Origin of the sequence: Methanolapillus africanus, from assembly GCF_032714475.1 — an archaeon.
GTDB classification, from domain to species: domain Archaea; phylum Halobacteriota; class Methanosarcinia; order Methanosarcinales; family Methanosarcinaceae; genus Methanolapillus; species Methanolapillus africanus.
This window is the reverse complement of sequence record NZ_JAWDKD010000008.1, coordinates 15,382-41,586: the sequence shown is the minus strand read 5'-3', so window position 1 is coordinate 41,586 and position 26,205 is coordinate 15,382. Positions and strand designations below refer to the sequence as shown.

Annotated in this window: 20 protein-coding genes, 3 tRNA genes and 1 pseudogene; 19 read left to right on the top strand and 5 right to left on the bottom strand. The window is 44.9% G+C overall.

Translation table 11 applies throughout. From position 1 onward, the window contains the following. Positions 1 to 50 precede the first annotated feature (50 nt). The gene (locus tag MsAg5_RS01995) at positions 51 to 1,778 is read left to right on the top strand and encodes an ATP-dependent DNA ligase (protein WP_338099033.1); all 1,728 of its coding nucleotides are present in this window, start codon (positions 51 to 53) and stop codon (positions 1,776 to 1,778) included. A 478-nt stretch (positions 1,779 to 2,256) separates the two neighbouring features. Here the strand turns inward: MsAg5_RS01995 and MsAg5_RS01990 are convergent, their stop codons facing one another. Further along, positions 2,257 to 2,916 carry a DUF655 domain-containing protein gene (locus MsAg5_RS01990; RefSeq protein WP_338098941.1) on the bottom strand — a complete coding sequence of 220 codons (660 nt, stop codon included), beginning with the start codon at positions 2,914 to 2,916 and terminating at the stop codon, positions 2,257 to 2,259. A 538-nt stretch (positions 2,917 to 3,454) separates the two neighbouring features. Here MsAg5_RS01990 and cdhD point away from each other — a divergent pair. The 10 genes and pseudogenes from cdhD to MsAg5_RS01940 all read left to right on the top strand — a co-directional run bounded on the left by cdhD (position 3,455) and on the right by MsAg5_RS01940 (position 14,376). Further along, a complete protein-coding gene (gene cdhD, locus MsAg5_RS01985) occupies positions 3,455 to 4,726 on the top strand; it encodes a CO dehydrogenase/acetyl-CoA synthase subunit delta (RefSeq protein ID WP_338098940.1) in 1,272 nt (423 codons plus the stop codon). Beyond that, entirely contained in the window at positions 4,723 to 6,189 is a 1,467-nt protein-coding gene (gene acsC, locus MsAg5_RS01980; protein ID WP_338098939.1) for an acetyl-CoA decarbonylase/synthase complex subunit gamma, read from the top strand. Before cdhD ends, acsC begins: the two co-directional genes overlap by 4 nt. 93 nt (positions 6,190 to 6,282) lie before the next feature. After that, entirely contained in the window at positions 6,283 to 7,440 is a 1,158-nt protein-coding gene (locus MsAg5_RS01975) for a 60S ribosomal export protein NMD3 (protein WP_338098938.1), read from the top strand. A gap of 230 nt (positions 7,441 to 7,670) precedes the next feature. Beyond that, positions 7,671 to 7,784: pseudogene (locus tag MsAg5_RS01970) on the top strand (transcription factor); the annotation flags it as partial. A 72-nt stretch (positions 7,785 to 7,856) separates the two neighbouring features. After that, positions 7,857 to 8,339, top strand: a complete 483-nt coding sequence (locus tag MsAg5_RS01965) for a transcription factor (RefSeq protein ID WP_420846992.1) — start codon at positions 7,857 to 7,859, stop codon at positions 8,337 to 8,339. A gap of 183 nt (positions 8,340 to 8,522) precedes the next feature. Further along, complete coding sequence (locus MsAg5_RS01960; protein WP_338098937.1) at positions 8,523 to 9,041, top strand: HDIG domain-containing metalloprotein; 519 nt, start codon at positions 8,523 to 8,525, stop codon at positions 9,039 to 9,041. Between the two features lie 610 nt (positions 9,042 to 9,651). Then, positions 9,652 to 10,290: an archaeal proteasome endopeptidase complex subunit beta gene (gene psmB, locus MsAg5_RS01955; protein WP_338098936.1), complete on the top strand. Its 639-nt coding sequence runs from the start codon at positions 9,652 to 9,654 to the stop codon at positions 10,288 to 10,290. A gap of 322 nt (positions 10,291 to 10,612) precedes the next feature. Then, positions 10,613 to 12,511, top strand: coding sequence for a beta-CASP ribonuclease aCPSF1 (locus tag MsAg5_RS01950; RefSeq protein WP_338098935.1), 1,899 nt, complete (start codon positions 10,613 to 10,615; stop codon positions 12,509 to 12,511). Positions 12,512 to 12,730: 219 nt separating this feature from the next. Continuing rightward, positions 12,731 to 13,837 carry a radical SAM protein gene (locus MsAg5_RS01945; RefSeq protein ID WP_338098934.1) on the top strand — a complete coding sequence of 369 codons (1,107 nt, stop codon included), beginning with the start codon at positions 12,731 to 12,733 and terminating at the stop codon, positions 13,835 to 13,837. Between the two features lie 206 nt (positions 13,838 to 14,043). Continuing rightward, entirely contained in the window at positions 14,044 to 14,376 is a 333-nt protein-coding gene (locus MsAg5_RS01940; RefSeq protein WP_338098933.1) for a DUF2551 domain-containing protein, read from the top strand. Positions 14,377 to 14,507: 131 nt separating this feature from the next. Here the strand turns inward: MsAg5_RS01940 and MsAg5_RS01935 are convergent, their stop codons facing one another. Continuing rightward, the gene (locus MsAg5_RS01935; RefSeq protein ID WP_338098932.1) at positions 14,508 to 14,780 is read right to left on the bottom strand and encodes a hypothetical protein; all 273 of its coding nucleotides are present in this window, start codon (positions 14,778 to 14,780) and stop codon (positions 14,508 to 14,510) included. Positions 14,781 to 15,303: 523 nt separating this feature from the next. Here MsAg5_RS01935 and MsAg5_RS01930 point away from each other — a divergent pair. The 5 genes from MsAg5_RS01930 (at position 15,304) to MsAg5_RS01910 (ending at position 17,944) form a co-directional block, all read left to right on the top strand. After that, a complete protein-coding gene (locus tag MsAg5_RS01930) occupies positions 15,304 to 16,602 on the top strand; it encodes a YcaO-related McrA-glycine thioamidation protein (protein WP_338098931.1) in 1,299 nt (432 codons plus the stop codon). A gap of 117 nt (positions 16,603 to 16,719) precedes the next feature. Then, entirely contained in the window at positions 16,720 to 17,394 is a 675-nt protein-coding gene (locus tag MsAg5_RS01925) for a TfuA-related McrA-glycine thioamidation protein (protein WP_338098930.1), read from the top strand. 235 nt (positions 17,395 to 17,629) lie between these two features. Further along, a tRNA-Val gene (locus tag MsAg5_RS01920) sits at positions 17,630 to 17,703 on the top strand. A 35-nt stretch (positions 17,704 to 17,738) separates the two neighbouring features. After that, positions 17,739 to 17,811, top strand: a tRNA-Phe gene (locus MsAg5_RS01915). 61 nt (positions 17,812 to 17,872) lie between these two features. Further along, a tRNA-Gly gene (locus MsAg5_RS01910) sits at positions 17,873 to 17,944 on the top strand. Positions 17,945 to 18,069: 125 nt separating this feature from the next. Here MsAg5_RS01910 and MsAg5_RS01905 read toward each other — a convergent pair. Further along, the gene (locus MsAg5_RS01905) at positions 18,070 to 19,167 is read right to left on the bottom strand and encodes an SPL family radical SAM protein (RefSeq protein ID WP_338098929.1); all 1,098 of its coding nucleotides are present in this window, start codon (positions 19,165 to 19,167) and stop codon (positions 18,070 to 18,072) included. A gap of 302 nt (positions 19,168 to 19,469) precedes the next feature. Between MsAg5_RS01905 and MsAg5_RS01900 the strand changes: the two genes are divergently transcribed. Further along, on the top strand, positions 19,470 to 20,588 hold the full coding sequence (locus MsAg5_RS01900; protein WP_338098928.1) for a Fic family protein: 1,119 nt from the start codon (positions 19,470 to 19,472) through the stop codon (positions 20,586 to 20,588). A 782-nt stretch (positions 20,589 to 21,370) separates the two neighbouring features. On the opposite strand, the gene MsAg5_RS01895 is transcribed toward MsAg5_RS01900, so the two are convergent. Together MsAg5_RS01895 and MsAg5_RS01890 are read right to left on the bottom strand one after the other, a co-directional pair. Continuing rightward, positions 21,371 to 22,165, bottom strand: a complete 795-nt coding sequence (locus MsAg5_RS01895; protein ID WP_338098927.1) for a DUF7839 domain-containing protein — start codon at positions 22,163 to 22,165, stop codon at positions 21,371 to 21,373. 2 nt (positions 22,166 to 22,167) lie between these two features. Then, entirely contained in the window at positions 22,168 to 22,683 is a 516-nt protein-coding gene (locus tag MsAg5_RS01890; protein WP_338098926.1) for an ArsR family transcriptional regulator, read from the bottom strand. A 359-nt stretch (positions 22,684 to 23,042) separates the two neighbouring features. Here MsAg5_RS01890 and MsAg5_RS01885 point away from each other — a divergent pair, with 359 nt between their 5' ends. Both MsAg5_RS01885 and MsAg5_RS01880 read left to right on the top strand, forming a co-directional pair. Further along, positions 23,043 to 23,849 carry a hypothetical protein gene (locus tag MsAg5_RS01885; protein WP_338098925.1) on the top strand — a complete coding sequence of 269 codons (807 nt, stop codon included), beginning with the start codon at positions 23,043 to 23,045 and terminating at the stop codon, positions 23,847 to 23,849. 503 nt (positions 23,850 to 24,352) lie between these two features. Next, entirely contained in the window at positions 24,353 to 25,807 is a 1,455-nt protein-coding gene (locus MsAg5_RS01880; protein ID WP_338098924.1) for an aminotransferase class I/II-fold pyridoxal phosphate-dependent enzyme, read from the top strand. Positions 25,808 to 26,205 lie beyond the last annotated feature (398 nt).

Sequence of the window (26,205 nt, the reverse complement as noted above, 5' to 3'; positions counted from 1 at the left end):
TATAACTAACAACACTTACTGAACAAAATTTCGTTGACGGAGGGAAAATCATCACTCAATTTTGCCGGTTCGCAAGCGTTTGTCATGACGTGGAACAAATTTCAAGTTCCCTTGAAATGACGGACGTTTTCGCCTCTTTTTTAAAAGAATTGGACGAGGATGAGCTTTCCGTTTCCTGTTACATGATTATGGGCGAGATTTTTCCGGCCTGGACCGGCGAGAAGCTGGGTCTCGGACCGAATCTTCTTTATGCGGCGCTGTCCAAAGCGGCCGGCATTTCGCCCGACAAAATCAAAGATGATCTCAAGGATACCGGCGACGTCGGCGAAACGACGTTTTCGGTGCTGTCCAAAGAAAAGAAAAACCAGTCGACGTTTTCCAGCTTTTTTGAGCCGGAACCGGGCGCTGACGACACGGATCTGTCTTTTTTAGTTTGCGGCAAACTGACCGTCCGGCAGGTTTACGATCAATTGAAAAGCATCGCCAACGCTTCTGGGAAAGGTGCCCAGTCTCAAAAAATTAAAATTCTGCAATCTCTTTTTTCCGCGGCGACGCCCGAAGAAGCCAAATACATTTCCCGGATCGCGCTTGAAGAACTCCGGATCGGTATTGGTGAAGGAATTGTTCGCGATTCGATCGCAAAAGCCTTTGACGTTCCGGTTGAAAAAGTCGAATTCGCCTTCATGGTCACCAACGATCTCGGCGAAGTGGCGGTCGCGTCCAAAACCGGCGGCATTCATAATTTAGAGAACCAGCACATCCAAATCAACCGTCCGGTCAAAATGATGCTCGCGCAAGTGACGAGCAGCATTGAAACGGCGTTTTCAGAAATCGGAACGGTGGCGGTCGAATGGAAATTTGACGGCGCGCGTCTTCAAATTCACAAAAAAGGCAACGACATCAAGCTGTATTCCCGGCGTCTCGAAGATGTGACCGATTCTCTTCCGGACGTGGCAGACGCCATTCGTGAAGGTGTTGAAGCGACAGACGCCGTTTTGGACGGCGAGGCGGTCGCGATCGATGAAGAAGGGCGCCCGCGGGCTTTTCAGGATATTCTCCGGCGTTTCCGGCGCAAATACGACGTCGAGTCCACGTCCCGCGACATTCCGATTCATGTGAATTTGTTTGACCTCCTTTACGTCGACGGCGAAAGCATGATTGAAAAACCACTGGAAGAGCGGCGGGAACGTTTGGCTCAACTCGTCAAAAAGAGCGCCAAAGGTATCAGCGTCGATGCTATGGTGATCACGAACGATCCGGCCAAAGCCCATGAAATTTATGAAAAAGCCCTCAAAGCCGGCCATGAAGGCATTATGATGAAAAACCCGAGCTCGGCCTATTCGCCGGGCAAGCGCGGCAAGAACTGGATGAAGAAAAAACCGGTGATGGATACCTTAGATTTGGTGGTCATCGGCGGCGAATGGGGTTCCGGCAAGCGCAAAAGCAAAATCGGGTCCTTCGTTTTGGCGTGTTACGACAACATCAACAACGCGTTTTTGGAAATCGGGCGCGTCGGCACCGGTCTTTCCGATGAGCTTTTGGACAATTTGACGGAAAAGTTTATGCCGCTCATTGAAGCCGAGTCCGGGGTTGAAATCAAAGTCAAACCCGAAGTTGTTTTTGAAATCGCTTTCGAGGAAATTCAAAAAAGCACGAATTACCAAGCCGGATATGCGCTCCGGTTCCCGAGATTGATTCAAGTTCGGGAAGACAAAACGGTCGAAGATATCGATACGATTGACAAAGTCGAACGGATGTATGCCGGACAGAAAGAGTAACATCATCTCATTTTTTTTGAATATCATGCAAACCCTCCCGCTAAATCAAACGCGATAGCGTTTGTATTTTGCGGATTCCGATCTGCAAATTCCGGTTGGAGTGCAGATTGTACCTACAGTTCACTATTTTTAAATTTAGTTTGTACCGTAGTTAACTGTACCAATTGCATCTACAGTTAACTATTTTTTAAATTTAGTTTGCATTTACAGTTAACTGTATTGATTGCATCTGCAACTTTCTATTTTCAAATTGCATCCGTCACTGCTGTCCCCATCACATTTCAGTGAAATCCGAGAAAATCAAACGCAAAGCGTTTGATTTTTCGGGAGGGATTGCTTGACATCTTCAGAAAGTGTCCCATGTTTTTCAAAAACGCAAAAGAAAAAAGTGTCGCCATAACGCGCGCGCATGCCGCTCGCCAAAAAAACAAAAAAAGAATAAAGACAAAAAAATGAAAAAAAGTAATGAAAAAGGATTTTATTCCCTTTTCATTTTCGGCGGCGCCGCAAAGACGTAATACTTTTGTCCGCCCTTCATTTCTTCGATAATCCGGTCAATAATGTGTTTTTCCGGGTCGCGGAGCGCCGGCACTCTCTTTTTTAAATCTTCAAAGTTGTCAAACGGCTTTTTCTTCGTTTCGGCCAAAATGTCGAGCATTAATTTTTTGCCGACGCCGGGGAGAAGCTCTAAGCTGTTCTGGCGCATGGAAACCGGCTGCGCGTCGTTGTAGAATTTGATGAAACGCTCTTCTTGGGCTTTGACGGATTCGGCGATCGCGAGCGGTAACTCTAATTTGGCGCCGCGGGAGAGTTCGTCGTACATAATCCGGGTTTTGACGCGGTCGATGTATTCCTTTTCGCCGGGGCCGATGGGCGTTTTGATGTGGACGGGCGGCACTTTTCCTTCGTTCGGAATCAATTCCAGCAGAACGAATTTGCTGTCTCCCAAAGACTGAATCAACGGTTTTTTCTGGTAAACCGGGCGTGGATCGTCTTCCCGCCCGTAGGGGAGGTAGTCCAAAATCCAAACAAATTCCTCACGCTCGCCGGGCTCCGGCTTCGGGCGGGCATGCTTCTTGTGCTCAAATGAGGATGCGGATGACATATTTCTCCGGTCTTGAGATCTTTCGTCGGCCATAATTTTACACTCTCCGTTTATTTTCCCAAAGGGGTGACATTTCATTTTTATTGTTTTTCGTTTCTGTTTTATTTATTCTATTTTTTTGATTTATTTTTTGATTGCGCCGTTGCCGATCGATATGGAACATACAGTAACAACGCATGGCGATTTAAAGGATAAGCAGATTTGGCTTTTCGTTTCTCTGAATGCATTGTTTGTTGATGAAGCAGATTTAAAAATTCAAAAATATTTTATCGTAATCACAATCAATAGGATTTAAGATTACAATATTTGTCGTCAGCTTCATGGAATCACAACTTTTGCAATTATTACCAAATCAGGTATAGTTACTATATAATTCATTCAGATATAAATAGAAGACTCATTGTTTATCCACATATTCGTTTTTCATCCGGAACCGGAAGCAAAACAAAACAAAACAAAAATAATAAACAAAACAATACAAAACAATACAAAACAATACAAAACAATAAACAAAAACAAATAAAACCAAAGCAAAATTAAAATATCAATCAATCAGTATTCAAAGGGAATCATGACGCGAAAAATTAAACTTTCGGATTTGGAAAAATTATTGAAAAATCTTCAATCTTCCGACGCGGAGAGTGTCGACGCCGACGCTTTGCTTTCCGGTCTGGACGACCCCGCTCTTGCGGCACAATTCGCCGGCGCGGCAAAATCGCTCGGATGCGAGACCGACGACGAACTTTCCGCTCTCTTATCCCGTTCATCTCTTTCCTCTCTCAACACAATCCCTGCACGGCGTTTTGATGTTCAGCCGTTTGCGTTCAAATCGCCGATTCAGGAAGTTGTTTTCGGCGCCTCCAAAAAGGACGGCGGCAGCCGCAAAAAAACATACACGGTCGGCGGCGAACAAACCATGCCGTATTTCTTTGACGGCAAAATGAAAAATCCCAACTGCGTCACCATGGATGTTTTCGACATGCCGATGAGCCTTGCCAAATCCGTTCGCGAAAATTACGACGACGTCATCAACGATCCGGCCGAATGGGCGAAAAAAGTCGTCCGGGATTTCGGCGCGGACATGGTCACCATTCACTTGATTTCCACCGACCCGAACATCAAAGACACGTCCGCCAAAGATGCGGCCAAGACGGTCGAAGATGTTTTACAAGCCGTGGATGTTCCGATCGTGATCGGCGGCAGCGGCAATCCGAAAAAGGATCCGGAAGTTTTGGAAAAAGCGGCCGAAGCGGCCGAAGGCGAACGGGTTTTGATTGCGTCCGCCAACTTGAATATGGATTATCAGCGCGTCGCCAACGCCGCCAAAAAGTACGGGCACGTGATCTTGTCCTGGACACAAATGGACATCAACGCGCAAAAAGAACTGAACCGCAAACTGATGCGCCAGTGCAATATTTCGCCGGACAGCCTGGTGATGGACCCGACGACAGCCGCGCTCGGCTACGGTTTGGATTACGCTTATTCCAACATGGAACGCATCCGGATGGCCGGACTTTCCGGCGACAAAGAACTTGCGTTTCCGCTTTCGTCCGGCACGACAAACGCCTGGGGCGCGCGCGAAGCCTGGATGATTTCTTCGCCGATGCCGGATGATTCCGATTGGGGCGACCGCAAATACCGTGGACCGATTTGGGAAATTACCACCGGTCTATCACTGGCGCTTGCCGGCAATGATTTGTTTATGATGATGCATCCCAAAGCGGTGTCGACGTTAAAACAGATGTTGAAACTCTTGTCCGATGCACAAAATTCGAATAACTTGCCGGAAACCGGCCAATCCGGTGCAGATTATGACGCGTGGCTCACGGAGGTGTACGAATGAGAAAAGCCAAGAGTCCGCTTGATGTTTATATGTATCTGCCGAACGATTGCGAAAAACTGTTCGGCAAATCCAAAATGACCATGGCTTCCGATTTGGTCAGCCGAAGGATTCGTTTATCAGAAATCAAGGACGCTCTGCTGTCGCAAAAAACGCCGGAATCCGTTCGGGATTTTGAAGCTTTGACGGAGCTGTTGCAGCCGACAATTTCCGAAATTCAAATCGGTGTTGGCGAGCGCGCCGTCACCATCGGCGGCGACGATGTGATGTTCCGCCACACACTTTCGTTTTACAACAAAACGCCGATTGCGGTCGATGTTTGGGACACGATGTCCGATGCCGCTCTTTCGGAACGCGTCGATAAGATTCAATCATTTAAAAAATTCTACGTCGGCGAATTTTTGTATTTGGATATGATTGCGGTGCGCAGCGTTTCCAACAATCCGGAAACGTTCGGGAAATGCGTGGCAGCCATTCTCAAAAAGAGCAATATGCCGCTGATTTTGTGTACCAAAAATGCTGACGTGATGCGCGCCGGATTGGCGGCGGCCGCCGGTCAAAATCCGCTCATGTATGCCTGCGACATGAAAAACCGCATGGAAATGGCGAAACTGGCGCTTGAATTTGACGTTCCGTTAGTCGTTTCCGCAAACGGCGATTTGAACGAATTAAAATCACTCGCCGCCGCTCTTCAAAAAGCCGGCGTGACCAAATTGGTTTTAGACCCCGGCGCCGGATGCGGCAACAGCGAAATCGGGCAAACGTTCTTGAATTTTATTCAGATTCGAAAAGCAGCACTTGACGGCGACGCTGATTTGGCGTATCCGTTAATCGCGCTTCCGATTGCGTCTTGGAGACGTTCGGCCAAAGAAATTCGTGCATCGGCAGCAGACAAATCCCCCATGGAAAGTGTTTTGGCGGACGCCGGTTACTTTGAAACCATGACGGCGACGGCGCTCACCGTTCGTTATGCTGACATTATGATTATTCACGGTCTGGAGCCGTATGAAGTGCTTCCGCTGCTTCATGTGACGAAGATGATTTACACAGATCCGAGAACGCCGGCGTCGGTCGAGCCGAAAATGTATACGATCGGAAATCCGACTCACGAATCGCCGGTTTTGTTCACGACCAATTTCGCGCTCACGTTCTACACGGTGGAAAGCGATTTAGCGTCGTCAAATGTGGATTGCTATTTGCTGTCCGTCAATACGGGTGGACTTGGCGTGGAAGCGGCGGTGGCCGGCGGACAGCTGACGGCCGGCGTGATTCAGGCCGGATTTGAAAACGCGGCGTTTGACTTTGACGCGATGGCTTGCAAGACACTGATTTTGCCGGGGCTTGCGGCGCGCCTGCAAAATGATATCGAAAAAGAAATGAAAGTGTCGGCATTGGTCGGACCGATGGATTCCGGACGGCTCGTTAAGTGGCTGGAAGAGAATTGGCCGCCGAAAAACAAAACTTAAATAAGATTAATTGAAACATGTTTCATAATTATATAATTCATTGAAAATAATATTTCAAAATAATATTTATTCAAAACGAAGTGACGGTTTGTCATGAATTCACAAAAAAATACAGGTTCGAAATCCGGTCAAAATCCGGAGAAACAATCCGCATCGGTGCCGGCACAGACATCGGCTCCGGCATCTGCACAGACACTGGCTTCATCGCCGTCTGCCCGCAATCTCATTTGTCCCGAGTGCGGCCAAGAGACGGACGTTTTGGTCAAAAATGTTTGCCGGGATTGTTTTGCTCAAAAATTCAGTTTATTTCAATTGCCGCTCGTGCTCCACGCGCGCGTGTGTCCGCAATGCGGCGCCCACTATTACAAAAGCAAGTGGTGCGATTTTGAAAACATTGAAGAAATCGTGACGCTGACCGCACAGGAAAACATGCTCTTTCATGAAGACGCTCAAAACGTCACCATCGGCATGCACGCGCATCCGCGTTCGCCGTACATTTACGATGTTTTGGTTGATATGGAAGCGGAAGTGGAAGGCATTAAGCTTTACAAGGACGCCAAAACCGAAGTCCGGGTTAAACGCGAAGCGTGCGACATGTGCAGCCGCCGCGCCGGCGGTTATTTTGAAGGCATCATCCAAGTCCGCGGCGGCAACCGAATGCCGGCCAAAGAAGAAGTTGACCGCTGTCTTCAAATCATCAACGACACCATGATTCAACAGTTGAAAAAGGGCGATAAACTCGCCTTTGTCACGGATTCGATGACTTTTAAAGACGGCGCCGACGTTTTTATTGGCTCCACAAATGCCGGGCGCCATGTTTGTAAACGCATCATCGAATTGATGGGTGGTTCTGTCGCAGAATCCTATACGCTGGCGGGCGTCAAGGACGGGCGGGAAATTTTCCGGACGACATTTGCGATGCGGCTGCCGGAATTTAAAAAAGGTGATGTGATTTACATCGACGGCAAAGTGATTGAAGTCCGAAACTGCGCAAAGCGGCTGACCGGTATCAACTTGCTGGATTCGTCCTCCTATTTTACGGAAAACGAAAACTTAAAAGACGCCAAATTTTTGGGGAACACGGCCGACGCCGAAAACGCCGTTTTGGTGGATGTGGAAGAGAACGCGATTATGGTTTTGGATCCGGTGACATTTGAAACGGTGACGATCAAAAAACCGATTTCGTTTAATGCGCTGGCCGGCAGTGAAATTAAAGTTTTCAGAACGCCATACGGTATTTTTGCACTGTAAGGACGGCGGGCTGCGTGCGGCGAGGCGGCACTGTTTCGAACATGTTCCAAATTGTTCCAACTTATCTCTAACTATAAATATTTGATAAACAATTAAGGACACTGAATTTGGATTTATTTCATTTATCATTTATTCTTTACAATTATTTTTTACAATTTATTATTTATTCTTTACAATTTATTATTTATTCAACTGTATTTTAAAAATATTTTTAAGAGGCTGTGATTGATTTGATTGATTTGGATGATCCTTTAATTAACGGTTATTTGAGACGTTTGATTGGCGAGGACGGCATCACGCTCATCCGGAATATGCCGGAAGGGGAAGTGACGGACGAGGAAATCTGCAACGTTTTAAACCCGCTCAAGTCGGCTTCCAAAGAAGCGGACGACAAAGTCAAAAAGTTAAAAGCGGAAATCAAAGCGGCCGGCGAAAGCCAAGCCGATGTTAAAAAGCTTGAAAAGGATCTGAAAAAGGCCGAAAAAGAAGCGGAAAAAGCAAAAGCTGAAGCCGTCGGCGAATATGAAATCACGCTCAACACCGTTCGGAAGATTTTGTTCATCTTGTATGAAAACAAATTCACGATCTGCCGGCGCGAACGCGACGCCAACAGCGGCTGGCTGACTTTCCGGTGGCAAATCAATATGGACGGTATTGATTACCAGATTGAGCGCGAAAAGAAAAAGTTGTACCGGAACTTGCTCAAAAGAAAAGAGTATGAAGACAACAACGTCTTTTACGTTTGTCCGCAAAACTGTCTCCGCCTGGTCTTTGACGAAGCGACGGAAACAGACTTCATCTGCCCGATTTGCGGAGAAGACTTGGTGTTTGAAGACAACGAACTGTTTAAGCAATTGCTTGACACACGCATCGCGGAATTCGGCGATATGCCGAGATAATTCCGCCATTTTATTTTTTCATCAATTATTTACTTTGTTTTTAACTTAATTTCTAACATCAATTTCATTTATATTTCATTTAAATTTTTAATTTCATTTCAATTTCACTTAATTTCATTTATTCTGATTTTATTCATTCATTTCATTTATTTTCGTCTCTTGATACTCTAACCGGGTGGTAAAATGATCAGCCGCGATGAAGCGATTCAAATTTTAAAAGAGGAAGGCTGCGACGATAAAGTCATTGAGCACTGCGTTACCGTCGCCGACGAAGCCGTGCGCATCGCTCGGGAAAACGCGGCGGCCGGAATGGATGTGGATATTGAGCTTGTCGAAATCGGTGCCTTGCTGCATGATTTGGGGCGCGCGCAATCGCATGACATCGACCATGCCGTTCTCGGTATGGAGCTGGCCAAAAAACATAATTTGGACGAACGTGTCATCAGTATCATCAAAAAACATGTGGGCGCCGGTCTCACGTGTGAGGAAGCACACATGTTCGGTCTTCCGGATGACGATTATATGCCACGGACGCTTGAAGAGAAAATCGTGGCGCACGCTGACAATATTGTCAAGGGCACCAAAGTGATTACGCTGAAAAAGAGAATTAAGATCATGAAAGAAAGAGGCCTGGACAAAGAAAGCCGGCAGCGTGTCAAAGAACTGGCGTATGAAGTTGATTTTAATTACTCGGATGATTGATTGAAGATTGATTAAAGATTGATTGAAGATTGATTGAAGATTGATTGAAGATTGATTGAAGATTGATTGAAGATTGATTGAAGATTGATTGAAGATTGATTGAAGATTGATTGAAGATTGATTAAAGATTGATTGAAGATTGATTGAAGATTGATTAAAGATTGATTGGACGATGGATGGGACGATTGCATTTCGATTCGAAAACCTGTGTTTTTCGGGTTTAAAAGGGAAATTTATATATATCGAAATGAATATGGTTCTATCTGTTAGTGATTAAAACGCAATTTTGTATTGATAACTTTTTTGAAAAAGTCGTTTTTCCGCTTTAAAACCAGCTTTTTTCAAAATGAATTTGTTTCATCCGTTCATATTAATTTTTAAATTCCATGAGTTTTTAAATTTTCAATATAATTTTTAAATCAATGCGGTTGGCGTTGATTCTGATACTTTTTCGAATCCGGTCCGTTAATTCATTGTCATTTTGATAATGATTTGACGCCGGAAATTTTTCGAAACATTTATCTTCTACCTTTTATTCATGGCTTATAACTTATCACTTATCAAATAAACATACAACCAACAATTACCAAACAACAAACAAGGTTCAAAAATGACTGAACAAAACTCCAATTATTTACACGGAACCACCACGGTCGGAATCATCTGTACCGACGGCATTGTTCTTGCCAGTGAAAAACGCGCGACGATGGGGCATTTCATTGCCAGCCGCGAAGCTAAAAAAGTGTACCAACTCGGCGACCGCATCGGGCTCACCCTTGCGGGATCTGTCGGCGACGCCCAACAAATCATTCGCGGGCTGACGGTCGAATCCAAACTTTACGAGATGCGCCGCAAAGAAGCCATGACGATTAAAGGGCTTTCCACACTCCTTTCCAACTTACTCAACTCCAACCGCTACTACCCGTACGGGGTTCAATTGATTATCGGCGGCATCGACAAGAACGGTTCCGGACTTTACTCCTTGGACGCGATGGGCGGAACGATTGAAGAAACGAAAGCGGTTTCCACCGGCTCCGGATCTCCGATCGCGTACGGTGTTCTCGAAGACCACTACCGGGAAACCATGACGGTGGACGAAGGCGCCGAACTTGCGGTTCGCGCACTGCACACGGCCATGAAAAGAGACTCGGCCTCCGGCGACGCGATCAGCGTCGTGAAAATTACAAACGACGGTTTCCTGAGAATGGACGACGCGGACATTCAAAAAATCCGCGGCAAACTCAACTGATTCGTTGATCGTTTGATATATTTTTGATACCCGGATTTAAACAATAAACCCTGTTCTTTTGTTTAAATCTGTTTTTCACTTTATTTTACAATTTTACCAAATTATTCAATTTTATTTCAAATTTCATTTTCAATATCGTAATTATTTCATAATTATTTCATAATTATTATATCAGTTATTTTAAAATGTAATTTTTTGACCGATTCATTAAAAAATAAAATACGGCAAACCAAATTTAAAAAATTTAATTTTATTCAATCTTATTCAACTTTATTCAATCTTATTTGTATCTCATACTCATTTTAAAAAAGGAAAGTTCATAATGGCAATAGATGATGTTTTAGCTGACCTTCGCGCAAAGATCGAAAAGAATCTGCCGGACGGTGTCACCATTTCCGGCGTCAGTTTCGAGGGTCCGCAGCTTGTTTTGTATACGGAAGATCCGAAGAAGTTCGCCGATGACGGTAATATTATCCGGAATTTGGCCAAAGTTCTCCGGATCAGAATTGCGGTTCGCCCGGACCCGAAAGTTTTGGCCGAGCCCGAGCGCTCCATTGAACTCATTCATAAAATCGTTCCGGCAGACTCCGTTATTTCCAACTGTTATTTTGACCCGGACTCGGGCGAAGTGATTATCGAAGCCGAAAAACCGGGGCTTGTGATCGGAAAGCATGGCGACACGCTGCGCGAAATCACCAAAGAAATCGGCTGGATCCCAAAAGTGGCCCGCACGCCGCCGATTAAATCCAAAACCGTGAAAAATGTCCGCGATTTCATGCGCAACAACCTCAAAGAGCGCAAGGAAATCCTCAAAGACGTCGGCCGCAAAATCCACCGCGAATGCTCCCATCCCGATCAATGGATCCGGATTACGGCGCTCGGCGGCTGCATGGAAGTCGGCCGGAGCTGCTACTTATTGTCCACGCCCGAATCCAAAATCATGATTGATTGCGGCGTCAACTTGGGTTCTGAAGACAAAACGCCTTACCTTTACGTTCCGGAAGTCAACCACTTCGATGAACTGGATGCGATTGTCATCACCCACGCCCACATGGACCACCAGGGACTCGTGCCGCTGCTCTTCAAATACGGGTATTCCGGTCCGGTGTACTGCACCCCGCCGACCCGCGATATGACGATTCTTCTGCAGCTCGACTACATCGACGTGGCGTCCAAAGAAGGCAAAAAGGTGCCGTACGATTCGGCTACCATCGAAAAAGAGCTTTTGCACATGATCCCGCTGGATTATGAAGAAGTGACGGACATTGCGCCGGATATCAAATTGACGTTCCACAACGCCGGTCACATCATCGGCTCGGCGATTTCTCACTTCCACATCGGTGACGGCCTTCACAATATTGTGTTCACCGGCGACTACAAATACGAGCGCACCCGGCTCTTTGACCCGGCCGTCAACAAATTCCCGCGTGTGGAAACCGTCGTGACGGAAGCCACCTACGGCAACAACAACGGATTCCAGACGCCGCTTCGCGACGCCGAGCGCAATCTTCAAAAAATCATCAAAACGACCGTCGAACGCGGCGGCGCCGTTCTCATTCCGGCTTTCGCCGTCGGTCGAAGTCAAGAAGTTATGATTGTGCTCGAAGAAGCCATCCGTAAAGGTTTCATTCCGAACGTTCCGGTTTATTTAGACGGTATGATTTGGGAAGCGACCGCCATTCACGCAACCCATCCCGAATATTTGAACAGCGAACTCAAAAAGCAGATCTTCCAGAAAGGGCAAAACCCGTTCCTGTCGGAATCGTTCCGTCAGGTGGACTCCAAAGACATGCGCGACAAGATTTTGGAAGAGCCGCATCCCTGTGTGATTATTGCCACTTCCGGTATGATGACCGGCGGCCCTGTGATGAATTATTTCTACAAGCTGGCGCCCGATGAGAAAAATACATTGGTTTTCGTCGGTTACCAGGCGGACGGCACAATCGGCCGGCGCATCCAAAAAGGTTGGAAAGAAATCGCTGTCGGCAACAACAACACCGTGAAAGTCAACATGGGCATTGAGACCATTGATGGTTTCTCAGGTCACTCCGACGTCAAACAGCTGATGGATTACGTCAAAAAGATGCAGCCCAAACCCGAACGCATTTACACGTCGCACGGCGACGAAAAATCGTGTATTGAGTTTGCCGATTCCATCAAGAAGAAAGCCAGAATCGACGCCAAGCCGCTTGTGAATTTGGAAACTTTCAGAATCTTGTAATTGAATTAAAATTGAATTAATTGGATTAAAATTGAATTAATTGGATTAAAATTGAATTAATTGGATTAAAATTGAATTAATTGGATTAAAATTGAATTAATTGGATTAAAATTGAATTAAATTTAGATTTTATCTAAATTTAATTTTTCAATTTTGACATGCTTTTTAGCTTTTTAAACGACTCTTGTTGCTTATTTTATTTTTATCTTTAAGGTTTCTATGTCCAACTTCGAATCCGATGAATCAATTTCGGGCTCTTTTGCCCGGTATCTGTCCGACGGCTGCGTCTGCTGCCAAAAAGGCGCCAAAATGGTTCTTTTTGTCACGGGACGTTGTCATCGCGACTGCTTTTATTGTCCGCTTTCGGACGAGCGCAAAGACCGGGACGTTGTTTTCGCAAACGAACGTCTTGTTTTATCGGATGCGGACGTTTTGGCGGAAGCGGCGGCGATGAACGCGGAGGGAACCGGCATTACGGGCGGCGAACCGCTTCTGGAATTGGACGCCGTTTGCCGTTATATTTCTCTTCTCAAAGACAATTTCGGATCCGGGCACCATATTCATTTGTATACGTCCGTTGCGGCGGACGCCGGCACGATTCAAAAATTAGCGGCGGCGGGTCTCGATGAAATCCGTTTCCATCCGCCCCGAGAAGACTGGCGGCAGCTTTCCGGCTCTGATTTTGAAAAATCGATCCGAACTGCGGCGGCGGCCGGCATTTTGGCCGGTATTGAAATTCCGGCGCTTCCGGGCGCTGTCGACGTGGCGGTTTTTGCGAAAAGCGTGGACTGCTTCTTGAATTTAAACGAATTGGAATTTTCGGAAAACAATGCGGACGCCATGAAAGAGCATGGTTTTTCGTTGATCGACAACGAATCCAATGCGGTTTCGGGGTCCCGAGAAATTGCCCGGCAGGCGTTTGACGTTGGCGGCAAAGTGAATTTTTGTTCGTCGCGGTACAAAGACGCCGTTCAGCTGCGTTTGCGGTTGATCCGCACGGCGTCTCAAAACGCGCGGGCGTTTGATGAAATCACATCGGACGGGACGGTTATTTACGGGAAAATTAAGGTTCAAAATGAATTCTTGAATGACTTTGTTGCGTTGCTGAACGACTTTGAAATTCCGGATGAGGCGTACGAGATCATTGAATCGGACGGCGATGCGGATGACTATTCTGTTGTGGAAACCGCGATCGGGATTGCTGAAGAATTGGCGGAAATTTTCCGGGAAGACAGTATCACAGACTTTGGCGACATTCAGTTTTGGGCTTTTGAGCGGTATCCGTTTACAAACGGATTCGTTGTCGAGAGCAGCCGCATTTACTGATATATAAGCCTTACGCGTAAAAATTTATAAAGGATTAATATGTTATAGGGATTCATCGTGCGGATTTAATCCGGATGGAAACCGAATGAACCGAAAGTATAATTCGGCAAATTTTTTAGAATTATTCACTTGTCGACCATTTGCTGAATGGTCTGAGCCTTCGTGGCTGAACACAAAAACAAAAACGGACTATTAATTTGACTGGGGTGTCAGGGCTGCAAACAACAGAAGATAAAGTAAAGGAACGGCTTGAGAAGTATCTGGCCAGAGACGAAAATGGGATTCGAAAGATTGTTTTACATCTTTTTACGTCCGGCGACAAATTTACGACCAACGATGTTTATCGTTATCTGGAGCAGGAAAGCTTCGAAGTCAGTTATCGCGGCGTGTCGGCCATGGTCGGCCTCATGAACACACGGCTCGGCATTTTGAGCATTAACGTGACCGGCGATCATAACGTTTATTCTTTGAAAGACAATTATAAACCGGTTGTCGAATCCATCTTGGATGTCGGCGGCGCTCAATACGAATCCAATTGAGGTTCGTGAAACTCGTTTCTGTTATTGATTTTTGTTATATTTTTATTTTATTATCTTTTTTTTAATTTTTTTTAATATTTTTTTTTTTTTTTTTTTTTTTTTTTTTTTTTGAGCGGGCTGCGGCGCGCGCGTTATGGCACGCATTTTTGTTCAAAGCTTACAAAAAACAAGGGGTAATTTTGTTTGACTTCAAGCAAACCGTCCCGTAAAATCAAACGCGATAGCGTTTGTATTTTACGGATACTGCCAACAGATACGAATAAAATGGCGGACAGTGGTACGACCGGTATTTGTAAACAGCAGATGCCAATCGGATCAGGAATCATGTGTATTGTTGAATCAGTTGGTACAAAACCGGAACAAGAAACAAGTGTCTTGTTGGAAACGGCGGGTGCAATCTGCAATCTAAAAACAGTCACCTGTAGATGCAATCTGAAATTTAAAAATAGTTACCTGTAGATGCAATCTGAAATTTAAAAATAGTTAACGGTAGGTGCAATTGGAATCTAAAATTAGTTAACTGCAGGTGCAATTGGAATTTAAAAATAGTTCACTGCAGGTGCAATTGGAATTTAAAAATAGTTAACTGCAGATGCAATTGGAATTTAAAAATAGTTAACTGTAGGTGCAATTGGAATTTAAAAATAGTTAACTGTAGGTGCAATTGGAATTTAAAAATAGTTAACTGTAGGTGCAATCTGTGCTATAAATTGGAATGTATCTTACTATGTGACTCCGCAAAATACAGACGCAAAGCGTCTGATTTTGCGGGTTGGTTTGCTTGAAATTATGAAAAAATGGAACTGTATCAATCGTTATTGCCAATCAACTTGTCAGTTTTTCCATTTTCCTGTTTTTCCTAAGATTTAAATCATTTCGGCTCATTTTACGGGAAAATGTTTTATTATTTTTTCAAAATGTGATATCATGGAACTCAAATCTTGTCCGAAAGTTTATCAAAAGGAAACGCACCGTTCAAAATCTCCGGATGAAACTTTCGGCTGCGTCGAAGGGCTCGTCGAGGTGGCCGGCATTACGCGTGTCGCGGACATTACGAAGCTGGACCGCTTAGATATCCCGGTCTTTTCCTGCATTCGCCCGGGTGCCGCCTACGGCGCGATCTCGGTCTACAACGGCAAAGGCGTGACGCCGATTGCCGCCCGCGTCTCGGCGATTATGGAAGGTTTGGAGCGCTATTCCGCCGAACTCACCCGAGACGACGTGCCGGATCTTTTTATGATGACTTATCCGGATTTGAAGAATAAGGAAAATTGCTTGGATCCGGTCGAATTGATTCTGCCGGACGAATCCGATCCGGACGCCGAAATTCCGTGGGTGCCGGCGGAAGAATTAACGCTGAGCTTGAATGCTGACTCTGCCGATCCTGATAACATTGACTCTTATACGCTGCAAGTTTCTCCGATTTTGGTTCCGGCCAACGCCGTTTACCACCCAATGCCGTCTCAATATAATTCTTTATTCCGGACAAGCACGAACGGAATCGCTTCCGGAAACACGCTTGAAGAAGCTGTTTATCATGCCATGTGTGAAGTCATTGAACGCGACGCCTGGTCTTTGTGCGAAGCGAATAAAACCGGCGGCCGGATTATTGTGGACATTGACGACGAAGATATTGGCCGCCTTCTTTCCCGATTCGAGGAAGCCGGCGTCCAAGTTGTTCTCCGCGATATTACCAGCGACGTCGGCGTTCCGACAATTGCGGCGATCGCTGACGACATCGAACTCAAGGATCCGTCCCTTCTCTGCCTCGGCATGGGCACGCATTCGTCGCCCAAAATCGCCGCTTTCCGCGCATTGACGGAAGTCGCGCAAAGCCGCGCCACCCAAATTCACGGCGCCCGCGAAGACACGACGGTGGCGGATTTCAGAAAACAAATGGGTTACGAACGAACAAAACGGCTCAACGCCAAATGGTTTGACGAATCCGACAAAATTGCGTTTGCCGACATTCCGTGCATTTCTCATGTCGATTTCTTGGACGAACTCAAAGAAACCATTCTCCGGCTTAACCGCGCCGGTTTGCCGACCGTCATTGTGAAAGATCTGACACGTCCCGAACTCGGCATTCCGGTCGTCCGAGTTGCCGTGCCGGGTTTGGAGTCGTTTGCAATGGATCAAACCCGCGCCGGAATTCGTTTTAAAGAAGAGCGCAACAAAGTCGCCCGAACAGGCGAAAGACGCCGGCGCTATGTTCCGGAAACATAACCATAACGGAACAAAAGAATAATGAAAATGCATTTTCAATCGAATGCATTTCCAATAAAGTATCTCAAAAACATCTCAAAAGTATCTCAAAAATATTTCAAACAATTTGTGAACATCATGACGAAAACCGTTGTTTTTTTGGGCCCGACATTGGATTTGGAATCCGCCAAATCCCTTTTTTCGGAAAACGTTTTGCCGACCATTGAATTTTTGCCGCCGGCGTCCCGTGGCGATATTGAAAAAGCGGCAAAAGGCGGCGCCCAATTTATTTGCTTGATCGACGGCGTTTTTTTTGAACAATGTTCCGTCGGCCACCGCGAAATTCTTCATGTGCTCCGCGACGGTATTTTCGTCATGGGCGCGTCCAGCATGGGCGCGCTGCGCGCGTCTGAAATGGAAACGTTTGGTATGGTCGGCATCGGAACCGTTTTTTCGCTTTACAAAAACAAAACCATCGAATCCGACGACGAAGTGGCGGTTGTCTGCGATCCGTTTTCAAACGCGGCGCTTTCGGAAGCGCTGGTCAACATTCGGGCGACGCTTGACAAAGCCGCAATCGAAAACATTTTGTCGAATGCCGAACGGAATGCCCTTTTTGATTTGGCGTCCTCGATTTATTATCCGGACCGGACTTACGATTATTTGATTCAAAAAGCGAAGGATGAGGCCGTGTTGGCGCCGGACGTTTTGATCCGGTTTGAAAAATGGGTGGCGGGCGGAAACGCTGTCGACGCCAAAAAAGAAGATGCTGTCTTAGCGTTGTCTTTTTTGAACCAAAAATTGAACGAATAATCCTAAAATAACAACGGAAGAATATTAAAATTGCCGCACTTTCCCGATCATTTTTCTTTTTCAAACCCCTTTTCGCAAAACCTTTATATACGATTATACTATTTATCAGAGTTGCACAACCGACAAGAATCGGGGCGACAACAAGCCCTGTGAAAGCGGATTGTTGACTAAATTAAAATAAAAACGAATGAAAAATATGATTCAATTTTTTGATTCATGATTCATTTACCCTTGTGGGCTCGTGGTCTAGATGGTTATGACGTCGCCTTGACATGGCGGAGGTCCTGAGTTCGAATCTCAGCGGGCCCACTCAAAAACAAAATAATATTAAAAATCCAACAAGCGCCCAAATAGCTCAGTTGGGAGAGCGCTACCCTGAAGAGGTAGTTGTCGCTGGTTCAAGTCCGGCTTTGGGCATTTGGTATCAAAATTAATTTATACTAAAAATTAAGTTTTACTTTTACTCGTGTATCGACGTACACTGGTAGTGTAGTGGTTATCACCAGGCGTTGCCAACGCTTGAACTCGGGTTCGAATCCCGGCCAGTGTATTTTTCTTCTTATTTTTTCAATTTTAATTGGTTAAGTTACTTTTTCGTTTTTTGCAGCGGCGCGTCCGCGCGCGTTATGGCGATCGTTTTTTATGACGCGTCCAAAAATAGTGGTCGTTTTATTTTCAAAAAGGCGTTGCACCGAATTGGGATAACGTCAACTGTTTCGGCTTTTTCTCTTGCGGCGTTTCAGCGTCCCGGTCGCGCCATACTTTTTTCAATTTCAAGTTCATCGATTTCCGGTAATCGTCGGACAAGTTGTATTTTTCGGAAAGAGAATTGATTTTCTCATAGATTCCGGTTTTGTATTCTTTATTCAAATGACCGGTTTTGTACAAAATACGCATTGGGTCGTACAAATGCGGGAAATCGTTTTTCACAAACTCAAAATACGATTTCCGGGTTTGCCCGCGCAGAAAAAGAGGTGCGGCAATAATGTAGTCGGCGCCGATTTCTCTCGTCCGGGAAAAGATCGGCTCCAGATTTTCAAGGCTGTCCGATATGAGCGGCATCACCGGCATGACGTGAACGCCAACGGTGGCGTCTGTTTTTTTGAATTTTTCCAAAAAGTCGAAGCGTTTGGCCGACGCTGAGCAATCCGGTTCAATGATTTTTCGAAGAGATTCATCCGTTGTCGTCACTGTGGCGGCGATATTGACGTAAGAAACTTTGGACAACTCGTCAAACAAATCAAAATCCCGCAAGATAAGAGCGGATTTGGTGGAAATATTGACCGGATTTTTGTATTTGATCATGAGTTTCAAAATGTCCGGCATCAGCGCATATTCGGCTTCCGCTTGCTGGTAACTATCGGAGACGCCGCCCAAATTGATCACTTCGGGTTTTCGCCCCGGTCGGCTCAATTCTTTTTCAAGGCGCTCGACAATATTTGTTTTGGCATAAATGTGATTGTAATAGTTGCCGGCCAACGACTCATTTTTGTCCGAATCGGTTTGATTTATTTGTTCGATTCGACCGATTTGATTTATTTGATCGATTTGATTTGTTTGATTTATTTGATCGATTTGATTTGTTTGATTTATTTGATCGGATTCATCGTTTTCCTGCTTCAGGTATTTGTGAGAATAAAGCGCGTAACAGTACTTGCAGCCATGTTGGCATCCGCGGTACACATTTAAGTCCCAGTGGTGCGGAAAGAGTCCTCTGACCGGATGAAGCGCAGATTTACAGGTCACCGGGCGGTACCGAACAAGGGATTTCATGTGTACAAATTTCACTTCATTCTTTTAAAAGAAGAAGGATGCGGGGTGAAAGTATGTATGCGTTCAATCTCTTTTTAATCACCGCATCTTTTGCGGAGAATATTTATATATTCACCGCACAATATGCGGTAAATAGGGGAATTATTCACCGCATTATTCACCACACATCTGTATAATGATGCGGTTTATGAAATGAATGACCTATTTGTGGCATTCAATGTGGACATACAACAGTACAACAGATATTCGCCGCATAATATGCGGCGAATATTCAATTTATTCACCGCAAAAGGTGTGAACTGATGACGATTTATATTTATCAAAAAGACGGTTGGCCCGATTTCACATGGGACGACAAAATCCTGATGCTTCCGCTCGGAAACGTCCGGAATTTGCAGGGAAAGCTGGTCGGAAAAATGGCGGCTTTGGGATTTTCGCCGGAAAATGACGCTGTTCTTAAAACGATGACGCTTGACGTTCTCAAATCCGCTGAAATTGAAGGAGAAAAATTGGGTCCGGCGCAAGTCCGCTCGTCGGTTGCCCGTCACTTGAAAATCCATATTTCCGATATGGTGCCGTCCGGACGGGATGTGGACGGAATGGTGGAAATGATGGTCGACGCCACTCAAAATTATCATGCGCCGCTGACTGAAGCACGTTTGTTTTCCTGGCATACCGGTCTTTTTCCGGATGGGAAAAGCGGTATTCATCAGATTACAACCGGAAATTGGCGTAAAGATGAAAACGGTCCGATGTATGTGATTTCCGGGCCGATCGGCAAAGAAAAAATACATTATCAAGCGCCGGAAGCTTCAGCCATTCCGGTGGAAATGGATCGGTTCTTGGCGTGGGCGAATTCCGGTTCAGAAAATGGCGTCAACCGTATGGATCCGGTAATCCAAGCCGGCGTTGCGCATTTATGGTTTGTGACAATTCATCCGTTTGACGACGGAAACGGACGGATTGCCCGTGCCATTTCTGATTTGTTTCTGGCCCGCGCCGACGGCGTACCGCAGCGCTTTTACAGCATGTCCGCTCAAATCCAAAAAGAACGGAAAAAATACTATGAAATGCTTGAAAAGACGCAGAAAGGAACGCTGGATATCACCGAATGGCTGCTTTGGTTCTTGAAATGCCTGGAAAATGCTTTGATTGAAGCGGACAACATTTTGAAAAATACGCTCCATAAAGCCGATTTCTGGAAAAAGCATGCCGGCATTTCCATGAACGAACGCCAAAAACTGATGGTGAACAAATTGCTGGACGGATTCGACGGTCAGCTCAAGACATCCAAATGGGCGAAAATCACAAAATGCTCGACCGATACGGCTCTTCGCGACATCAAAAATTTGGTGGAAAAAGGCGTTTTAAAACAGGAAGCGCAAGGCGGAAGAAGCACAAATTACGTGTTGGTTGGATAAATTGAAACTCGAAAATCTCATTTTCCCAATTCAAGCAAACCATCCCGCATAAACAGACGCGTATCGCGTCTGTTTATGCGGATTCCACTGCAAATCAGATGCAATTGGTGTGGTTGAAACTATATTTTTAATTTAATTTCCGGTTTACGATACGGATTGCACCTGCAGTTGACTATTTTTAAATTTCAGATTGCACCTACAGTTAACTATTTTTAAATTTCAGATTGCATCTACAGATGACTGTTTTTAGATTGCAGATTGCACCCGCCGGTTCCAACAATACACCTGTTTCTTGTTCCGGTTTTGTACCAACTGTTTCTAACAATACACATGATTCCTGATCCGATTTGCATCTGCTGTTTACAAATACCCATTGCATCTTACGGTTCCAATTAACTTGTACTTTCAGCGGTATCCGTAAAATACAAACGCTATCGCGTTTGATTTTACGGGATGGTTTGGCAAGATGGTACAAGCAAAATCAAAATTTATGCGATCGAAGTAACCTTACAGATTCAGAATCCCACTGCCATTGAAAAATTCCTAGCGAAGCGACGGAATTTTTCGGTTGATCTTACGGGACGGTTTGCCTGACTTTAAAATAAAAATGATGGGATGGTTTGCTTGACATCAATAAAAGACAACTATTAATTTTTAAAAACGCAAAAGGAAAAACGATGCCGATAACGCGCGCGCATGCCGCCCGCCAAAAAAAGAATAAAAATAAAAGTTGGATAAAAAAGAGCAAAGTAAGTTAAAAGAAAAATAAATCTCAAAATTATTTATTTTCCTTTGCTCATATCCATAATTTCGTACGGAATGTCTTCGGATTCCAATCGCGTCATCAGATACGGCACTTCGTCTTCGACGATGACCAAAGCCGACGCCAAACCGTGGTAGGCGGCTTGGATGACGGACTCGGGCGCGCCGAACATGACGTTGGGCTCGATGCCGAGGCGTTTTAACGCCATCAACGCTTCCGTTCCGACGGCAGCGATGTAGGGTTTGGATTCTACGATCGGTTTTAAGCGGTCCAAGTTCGTGTGAGACGATCCGCCGCGTTTAATTCTCGGAATTTTGCAAATCGTGATCGATTGCGTTTCCGTGTGCATGTAACCTTGAAGATCGGTGACGCCGACGTCAAATCCTTTTTCGCCGGTCATGATTGCAGTTCCGTAAATGCCGGTGTCTTTGGTTTTGCTGGCGTAAAGAAGGCCGGCACGCATTTCGATAAAGACTTTGTCTTCTTTTTTAATGTCTTCATCGCAAATGGCGGTCCAGGTCGATACGTGACTGATGATGTCTTCCATGACCAATTGAGAGTAGCGGCGCAATTCCGCCGCATTTTCTAAAACCCATTCAACGCCGTCTTTTGTGATTTTATAGCGGACGCGCCCGTCCGAATGAATCAATCCTTCCGCCGTTAATTCTTTGATATATTCCGAAACGGCTTGCGGGGTGATTCCGATTTTGACCGCCACTTCTTTTTGACGGACGGTCGGCTGGCGGGCAGCGATTTCCGTCAAAACCTGAAATTTGGTCATCTCACTTTTGCTTTGAAGGATTTTCGAACTCATGGTCAGATCTCCTCGTCTTTTTCGATCAACTTTAACCGCTGTCCCATCACGGAAAGGCGGTCGGAACGCCGGGCGGTGGCGCAAATCAGGCACGTGTTCATGTTGAGCTCGCGTGTCAATTTGCTCATGGACGTGTTGCCGTCGGCGACAAGCGATTCCAGACTTTCGATGGTGTCTTTGACTTCTTCGTACGGCTTAAAAGCCAGCATGATGATGTCGCTTAAATCTTCAAATGAGCTTTGGAAGTTCACCTGAACGTTTGAGTAAGACGTGTGGTATTCCTTGGACGGAGATTTTCCGGGCTCGGGAACCCGCCATTTGCTTTCGAGCAAACCGGCTTTCTTTAAATTGATTAAACTGCTGAGTGAATCGGCCTCGATCACTTCGTCGAGTTCTTCTTTGGTCATCCATTCCGTTAATAATAAATCGAAAACTTTTTTGTGCGTGCGCGACCCAAAAGTTCTCAAAAGCGGGACCAAATAGGACGGATCGTTAATAATACGCGTTCTTTCTCCCATTGCAAGACCTCAAATGTGTGTGTGATTAATGATTTTTATTCGTTTGCAAAAACTCAAAAACAAGTGCATACGCTTTGTATCCAAACATGGTAAAAGTTATATGCATTCATTCCGTATAATCTGATGTTTTTACATTGAAACAAGAAAAAATGTTTTCTTTTTCAAACTTGATTCAATCATCAAAATTTGATTTGTAAAAGATAGGGACATAAAGTAAGGTTTGCAAAGTATTTGAAAGTTTTTAAAAAAAAAGCAAACTCAAACCCTAAAATAAAATTTTGCCGGAATGACGGATTAAAATCAAATTTCCTTTCGTTGAGGATGGCGGATAAAATCGAAATTCGTTGAAATCAACTGAGATGAAAATATATGAAAAATATTCGGTGCCGTTTATGCAAGACCATGTGAATTTGTCTGTTGAAATTGACGACCTGCTCCAAGGCGGAAGACAGCTGTCCATCAGCGGAATTACCCGCGAGTTGAAGAAAAGGGGAATCAATGAACACCGCTTGATTGTGACCGGCTATTTGCGGGCGATGAATGACCTCAACCGTTTGAACGAATTTGATTTGTCGCCGTCGAAAATTTACACGCTGATTTCGTCCGGCAGCTCTTTGCCGGAAGCGCAAGCAAATGTTTTGGAATCCGTCAACGGTTCGAATGAATCGGATATTTGCGATGTTGAAGAAACGGAAGGTGCGGACTTTAGTGAAGTGCAAGCCGGCGCAGAAAAAGAAACAGAACCGGAATTGAAATTTTTCCCGAAAACCGGTGCGGACATTTACGGGATTATCGGCGCCAAATTATCTCATTTAACTTCTTCCGCCGTTCGTTTTGAAATGGCGGTTTACTTGTATACGACTCTTTTTGAGCGTCCGTGCTTTGAATCCGAACTGATCGCCACCGGTCTTGATGCCGGTCAAATGACGCGTTATTTTAACGGCAAAGAAAAAGATCTGCTCATCTCGAAAGTGAAAGACAAAAAATATGCCGAAGAGTTTCCGGAAATTGCGAAAGGAACGACGGCTTACGAACTTCATATCGAAAAAGTGGATACAGACATTTTGATCCGCGCCATCAATATTCTAAACTCCATTTTAAAGGATGAGGTGGACGTTTCCGGATTGGCGGCGAAAACATCAACGAAAAGCATTTTTGATTTTTGACGGTTGATTTTTCTTTTCATTTTTTCTTTTTTCCGGTTTTGTTTTTTGTTTTTTTGGCAGGCAGCTGCGCGCGCGTTATGGCGGCACTTTTTCGCGTCACATTTTTAAAAACAGCCGGCCATATTTGAATATTTTTAATTTCATTTCAAATTTTATTCTCAATTTTATTTTCTTTTTATTTTCTAATTTGATTATTTATCCATTTTAACCGGATTTTCTCTTTATTCTTTCAAAAATCAAAAATTAAACGGGGTTTGCTTTGTATTGATAAATCTCTCTTCATTTATCTAAAAAAATAAATAAAGTAAAGCCAAACGGAAGGCTAACTTTAAATAATGAAATACGTTATGCAATTTATTGTTTTTTTCAGTGTCCTAAAAAATTCAAACCGTAACCAATCGCGTCATTTAACTATAATATTATTTAAAAAATAAAAAAAAGATTTTGTCAATTTCATTTATTTTTTTCTATTTTTTGAAATGAAATAGAGGTTTAAACTGTAGATGGACCAGAATGCTACTCCCATTATTGATGCGCTTAAAAATTTCCGGGAAAAGGGAATTACGTCTTACGACGTTCCCGGCCACAAAAGAGGGCGCAGAGTTTGCGATTTTCAAAAACTTGTCGGAAAAGAAGTTTATTTAATGGACGTTAATTCACCGGTCGGCCTTGACACGTTCGCCCATCCGGTCGGCGTCGTTAAAGAATCATTGGAACTGGCGGCCGAGGCTTATAAGGCCGATAACGCTTTTTACATTGTCAACGGAAGCAGCAGCGGCGTTCATATTATGATTATGACGGTGTGCTACGACGGCGAAAAAATCCTCATCCCGAGAAACGCCCACAAATCCGTCACAAACGCGCTCATTTTGTCCGGCGCCGTTCCGATCTTTATGGAACCTGAAATCAACCAGGGATTCGGAATTGCCAGTGGCATGAAGCTTGAAACCATTCAATATTACGTGGAAGAAAATCCGGACGCCAAAGCTCTGTTTTTGGTTTACCCGACCTATTACGGGGCGTGCTGTGATTTGGAAGCGATTGTTCAATATGCGCACTCCAAAGGCATCGTCGTGATGGTGGACCAAGCGCACGGCGCACACTTCTCCTTTTCATCATCCTTACCGAAATCCGCCGCCGAAATGGGCGCGGACTTGGTGGTCGCGAGCACCCACAAAACCGGCGGTTCGCTCACCCAAAGCGCGATGCTGCTTCACAACGAAGGCCTCGTCAAGTATCATTCCGTCAAAAAACGCGTTCTGATGTTTCACACGACCAGTCCGAGCTACCTTCTGATGGCGTCTTTGGAATCCGCCCGAAAAATGTTGGCGACCGAGGGCGAGGAAATTTTTTCGGAATTGGTGACCGAATGCAAAAAGCTCAAAAAAGAGCTCAACAAAATCCCGGGACTTTCGGTGTTGGACGACAGTTATGGCGTCCCGACCATGTCGTACGACCCGACGAAAATCGTCATCAACGTGACGAAACTCGGTTTGGACGGCTTTGACGTTTACGATATCATGTTTGAGAAATACGGCGTCCAGCTCGAGCTGGCCGAGCCGACCATCGTTCTTGCCGTCATCGGCATTGGCGACGACAAAGAAACCGTTTGGAAGCTTTACGACGTGTTTGCCGATTTGGCCGCCACCTATTACGGCAAGTACGAGATTTTCGGCATCCCCGAAGAAACCGTTCACGTCCCGCCGCAAATTATGTCTCCCCGCCAAGCGTTTTATTCCGATAAAAAGGCGATGAAATTGGAAGAAGCCATCGGCGAAGTCGCGGCCGAAGCCGTCATGATTTACCCGCCCGGTATTCCGATCTGTATTCCCGGTGAATTGATCACGCCGGAAACGGTGGAAGAGATTATTTACTGCCGTGAAAACAGCGCTTGCGTTCAAAAAGACAGCCGGGAAGCCGACCGTATTTTGGTGGTTGTGCGGGAAGAGGAAGAATAACAATTCTTCCGATTCATCTTTTTGAATTATTCTGTTTTTTTTCTTTTGTTTTTATTTTTTATTTTCTTTTGTTTTTTGACGGGCGGGCGCCGCGCGCGTTATGGCGACACTTTTTCGTTTGGATTTCAAATAAACACAAGGTTGGTTTTTTAAAAATTCAAGCAAACCATCCCGCAAAATCAGATGCGTTTCGCGTCTGTATTTTGTGAATAATGAATCGTGGGTGCAAACTATAATTTTAAAACTGTCACTCGTAAGTGCAATATGAAATTTAAAAATAACGAACTGTAGATGCAAGCTGTAATTAAAATACATCATCGGTTGGTATAATCAGCTGGTTAAATGGTGTTCTTCTTTTGTTTGTATCCTAATTTTATTATTTTTTACCAATTAATTTA

Coding starts and splice junctions, on each gene's coding strand:
- MsAg5_RS01900 (WP_338098928.1), top strand. CDS start 19,470: ATGACGATTTATATTTATCAAAAAGACGGTTGGCCCGATTTCACATGG.
- MsAg5_RS01925 (WP_338098930.1), top strand. CDS start 16,720: ATGACGAAAACCGTTGTTTTTTTGGGCCCGACATTGGATTTGGAATCC.
- MsAg5_RS01885 (WP_338098925.1), top strand. CDS start 23,043: ATGAAAATATATGAAAAATATTCGGTGCCGTTTATGCAAGACCATGTG.
- MsAg5_RS01960 (WP_338098937.1), top strand. CDS start 8,523: ATGATCAGCCGCGATGAAGCGATTCAAATTTTAAAAGAGGAAGGCTGC.
- MsAg5_RS01950 (WP_338098935.1), top strand. CDS start 10,613: ATGGCAATAGATGATGTTTTAGCTGACCTTCGCGCAAAGATCGAAAAG.
- psmB (WP_338098936.1), top strand. CDS start 9,652: ATGACTGAACAAAACTCCAATTATTTACACGGAACCACCACGGTCGGA.
- MsAg5_RS01990 (WP_338098941.1), bottom strand. CDS start 2,916: ATGGCCGACGAAAGATCTCAAGACCGGAGAAATATGTCATCCGCATCC.
- MsAg5_RS01975 (WP_338098938.1), top strand. CDS start 6,283: ATGAATTCACAAAAAAATACAGGTTCGAAATCCGGTCAAAATCCGGAG.
- MsAg5_RS01905 (WP_338098929.1), bottom strand. CDS start 19,167: ATGAAATCCCTTGTTCGGTACCGCCCGGTGACCTGTAAATCTGCGCTT.
- MsAg5_RS01895 (WP_338098927.1), bottom strand. CDS start 22,165: ATGAGTTCGAAAATCCTTCAAAGCAAAAGTGAGATGACCAAATTTCAG.
- MsAg5_RS01930 (WP_338098931.1), top strand. CDS start 15,304: ATGGAACTCAAATCTTGTCCGAAAGTTTATCAAAAGGAAACGCACCGT.
- acsC (WP_338098939.1), top strand. CDS start 4,723: ATGAGAAAAGCCAAGAGTCCGCTTGATGTTTATATGTATCTGCCGAAC.
- cdhD (WP_338098940.1), top strand. CDS start 3,455: ATGACGCGAAAAATTAAACTTTCGGATTTGGAAAAATTATTGAAAAAT.
- MsAg5_RS01945 (WP_338098934.1), top strand. CDS start 12,731: ATGTCCAACTTCGAATCCGATGAATCAATTTCGGGCTCTTTTGCCCGG.
- MsAg5_RS01880 (WP_338098924.1), top strand. CDS start 24,353: ATGGACCAGAATGCTACTCCCATTATTGATGCGCTTAAAAATTTCCGG.
- MsAg5_RS01890 (WP_338098926.1), bottom strand. CDS start 22,683: ATGGGAGAAAGAACGCGTATTATTAACGATCCGTCCTATTTGGTCCCG.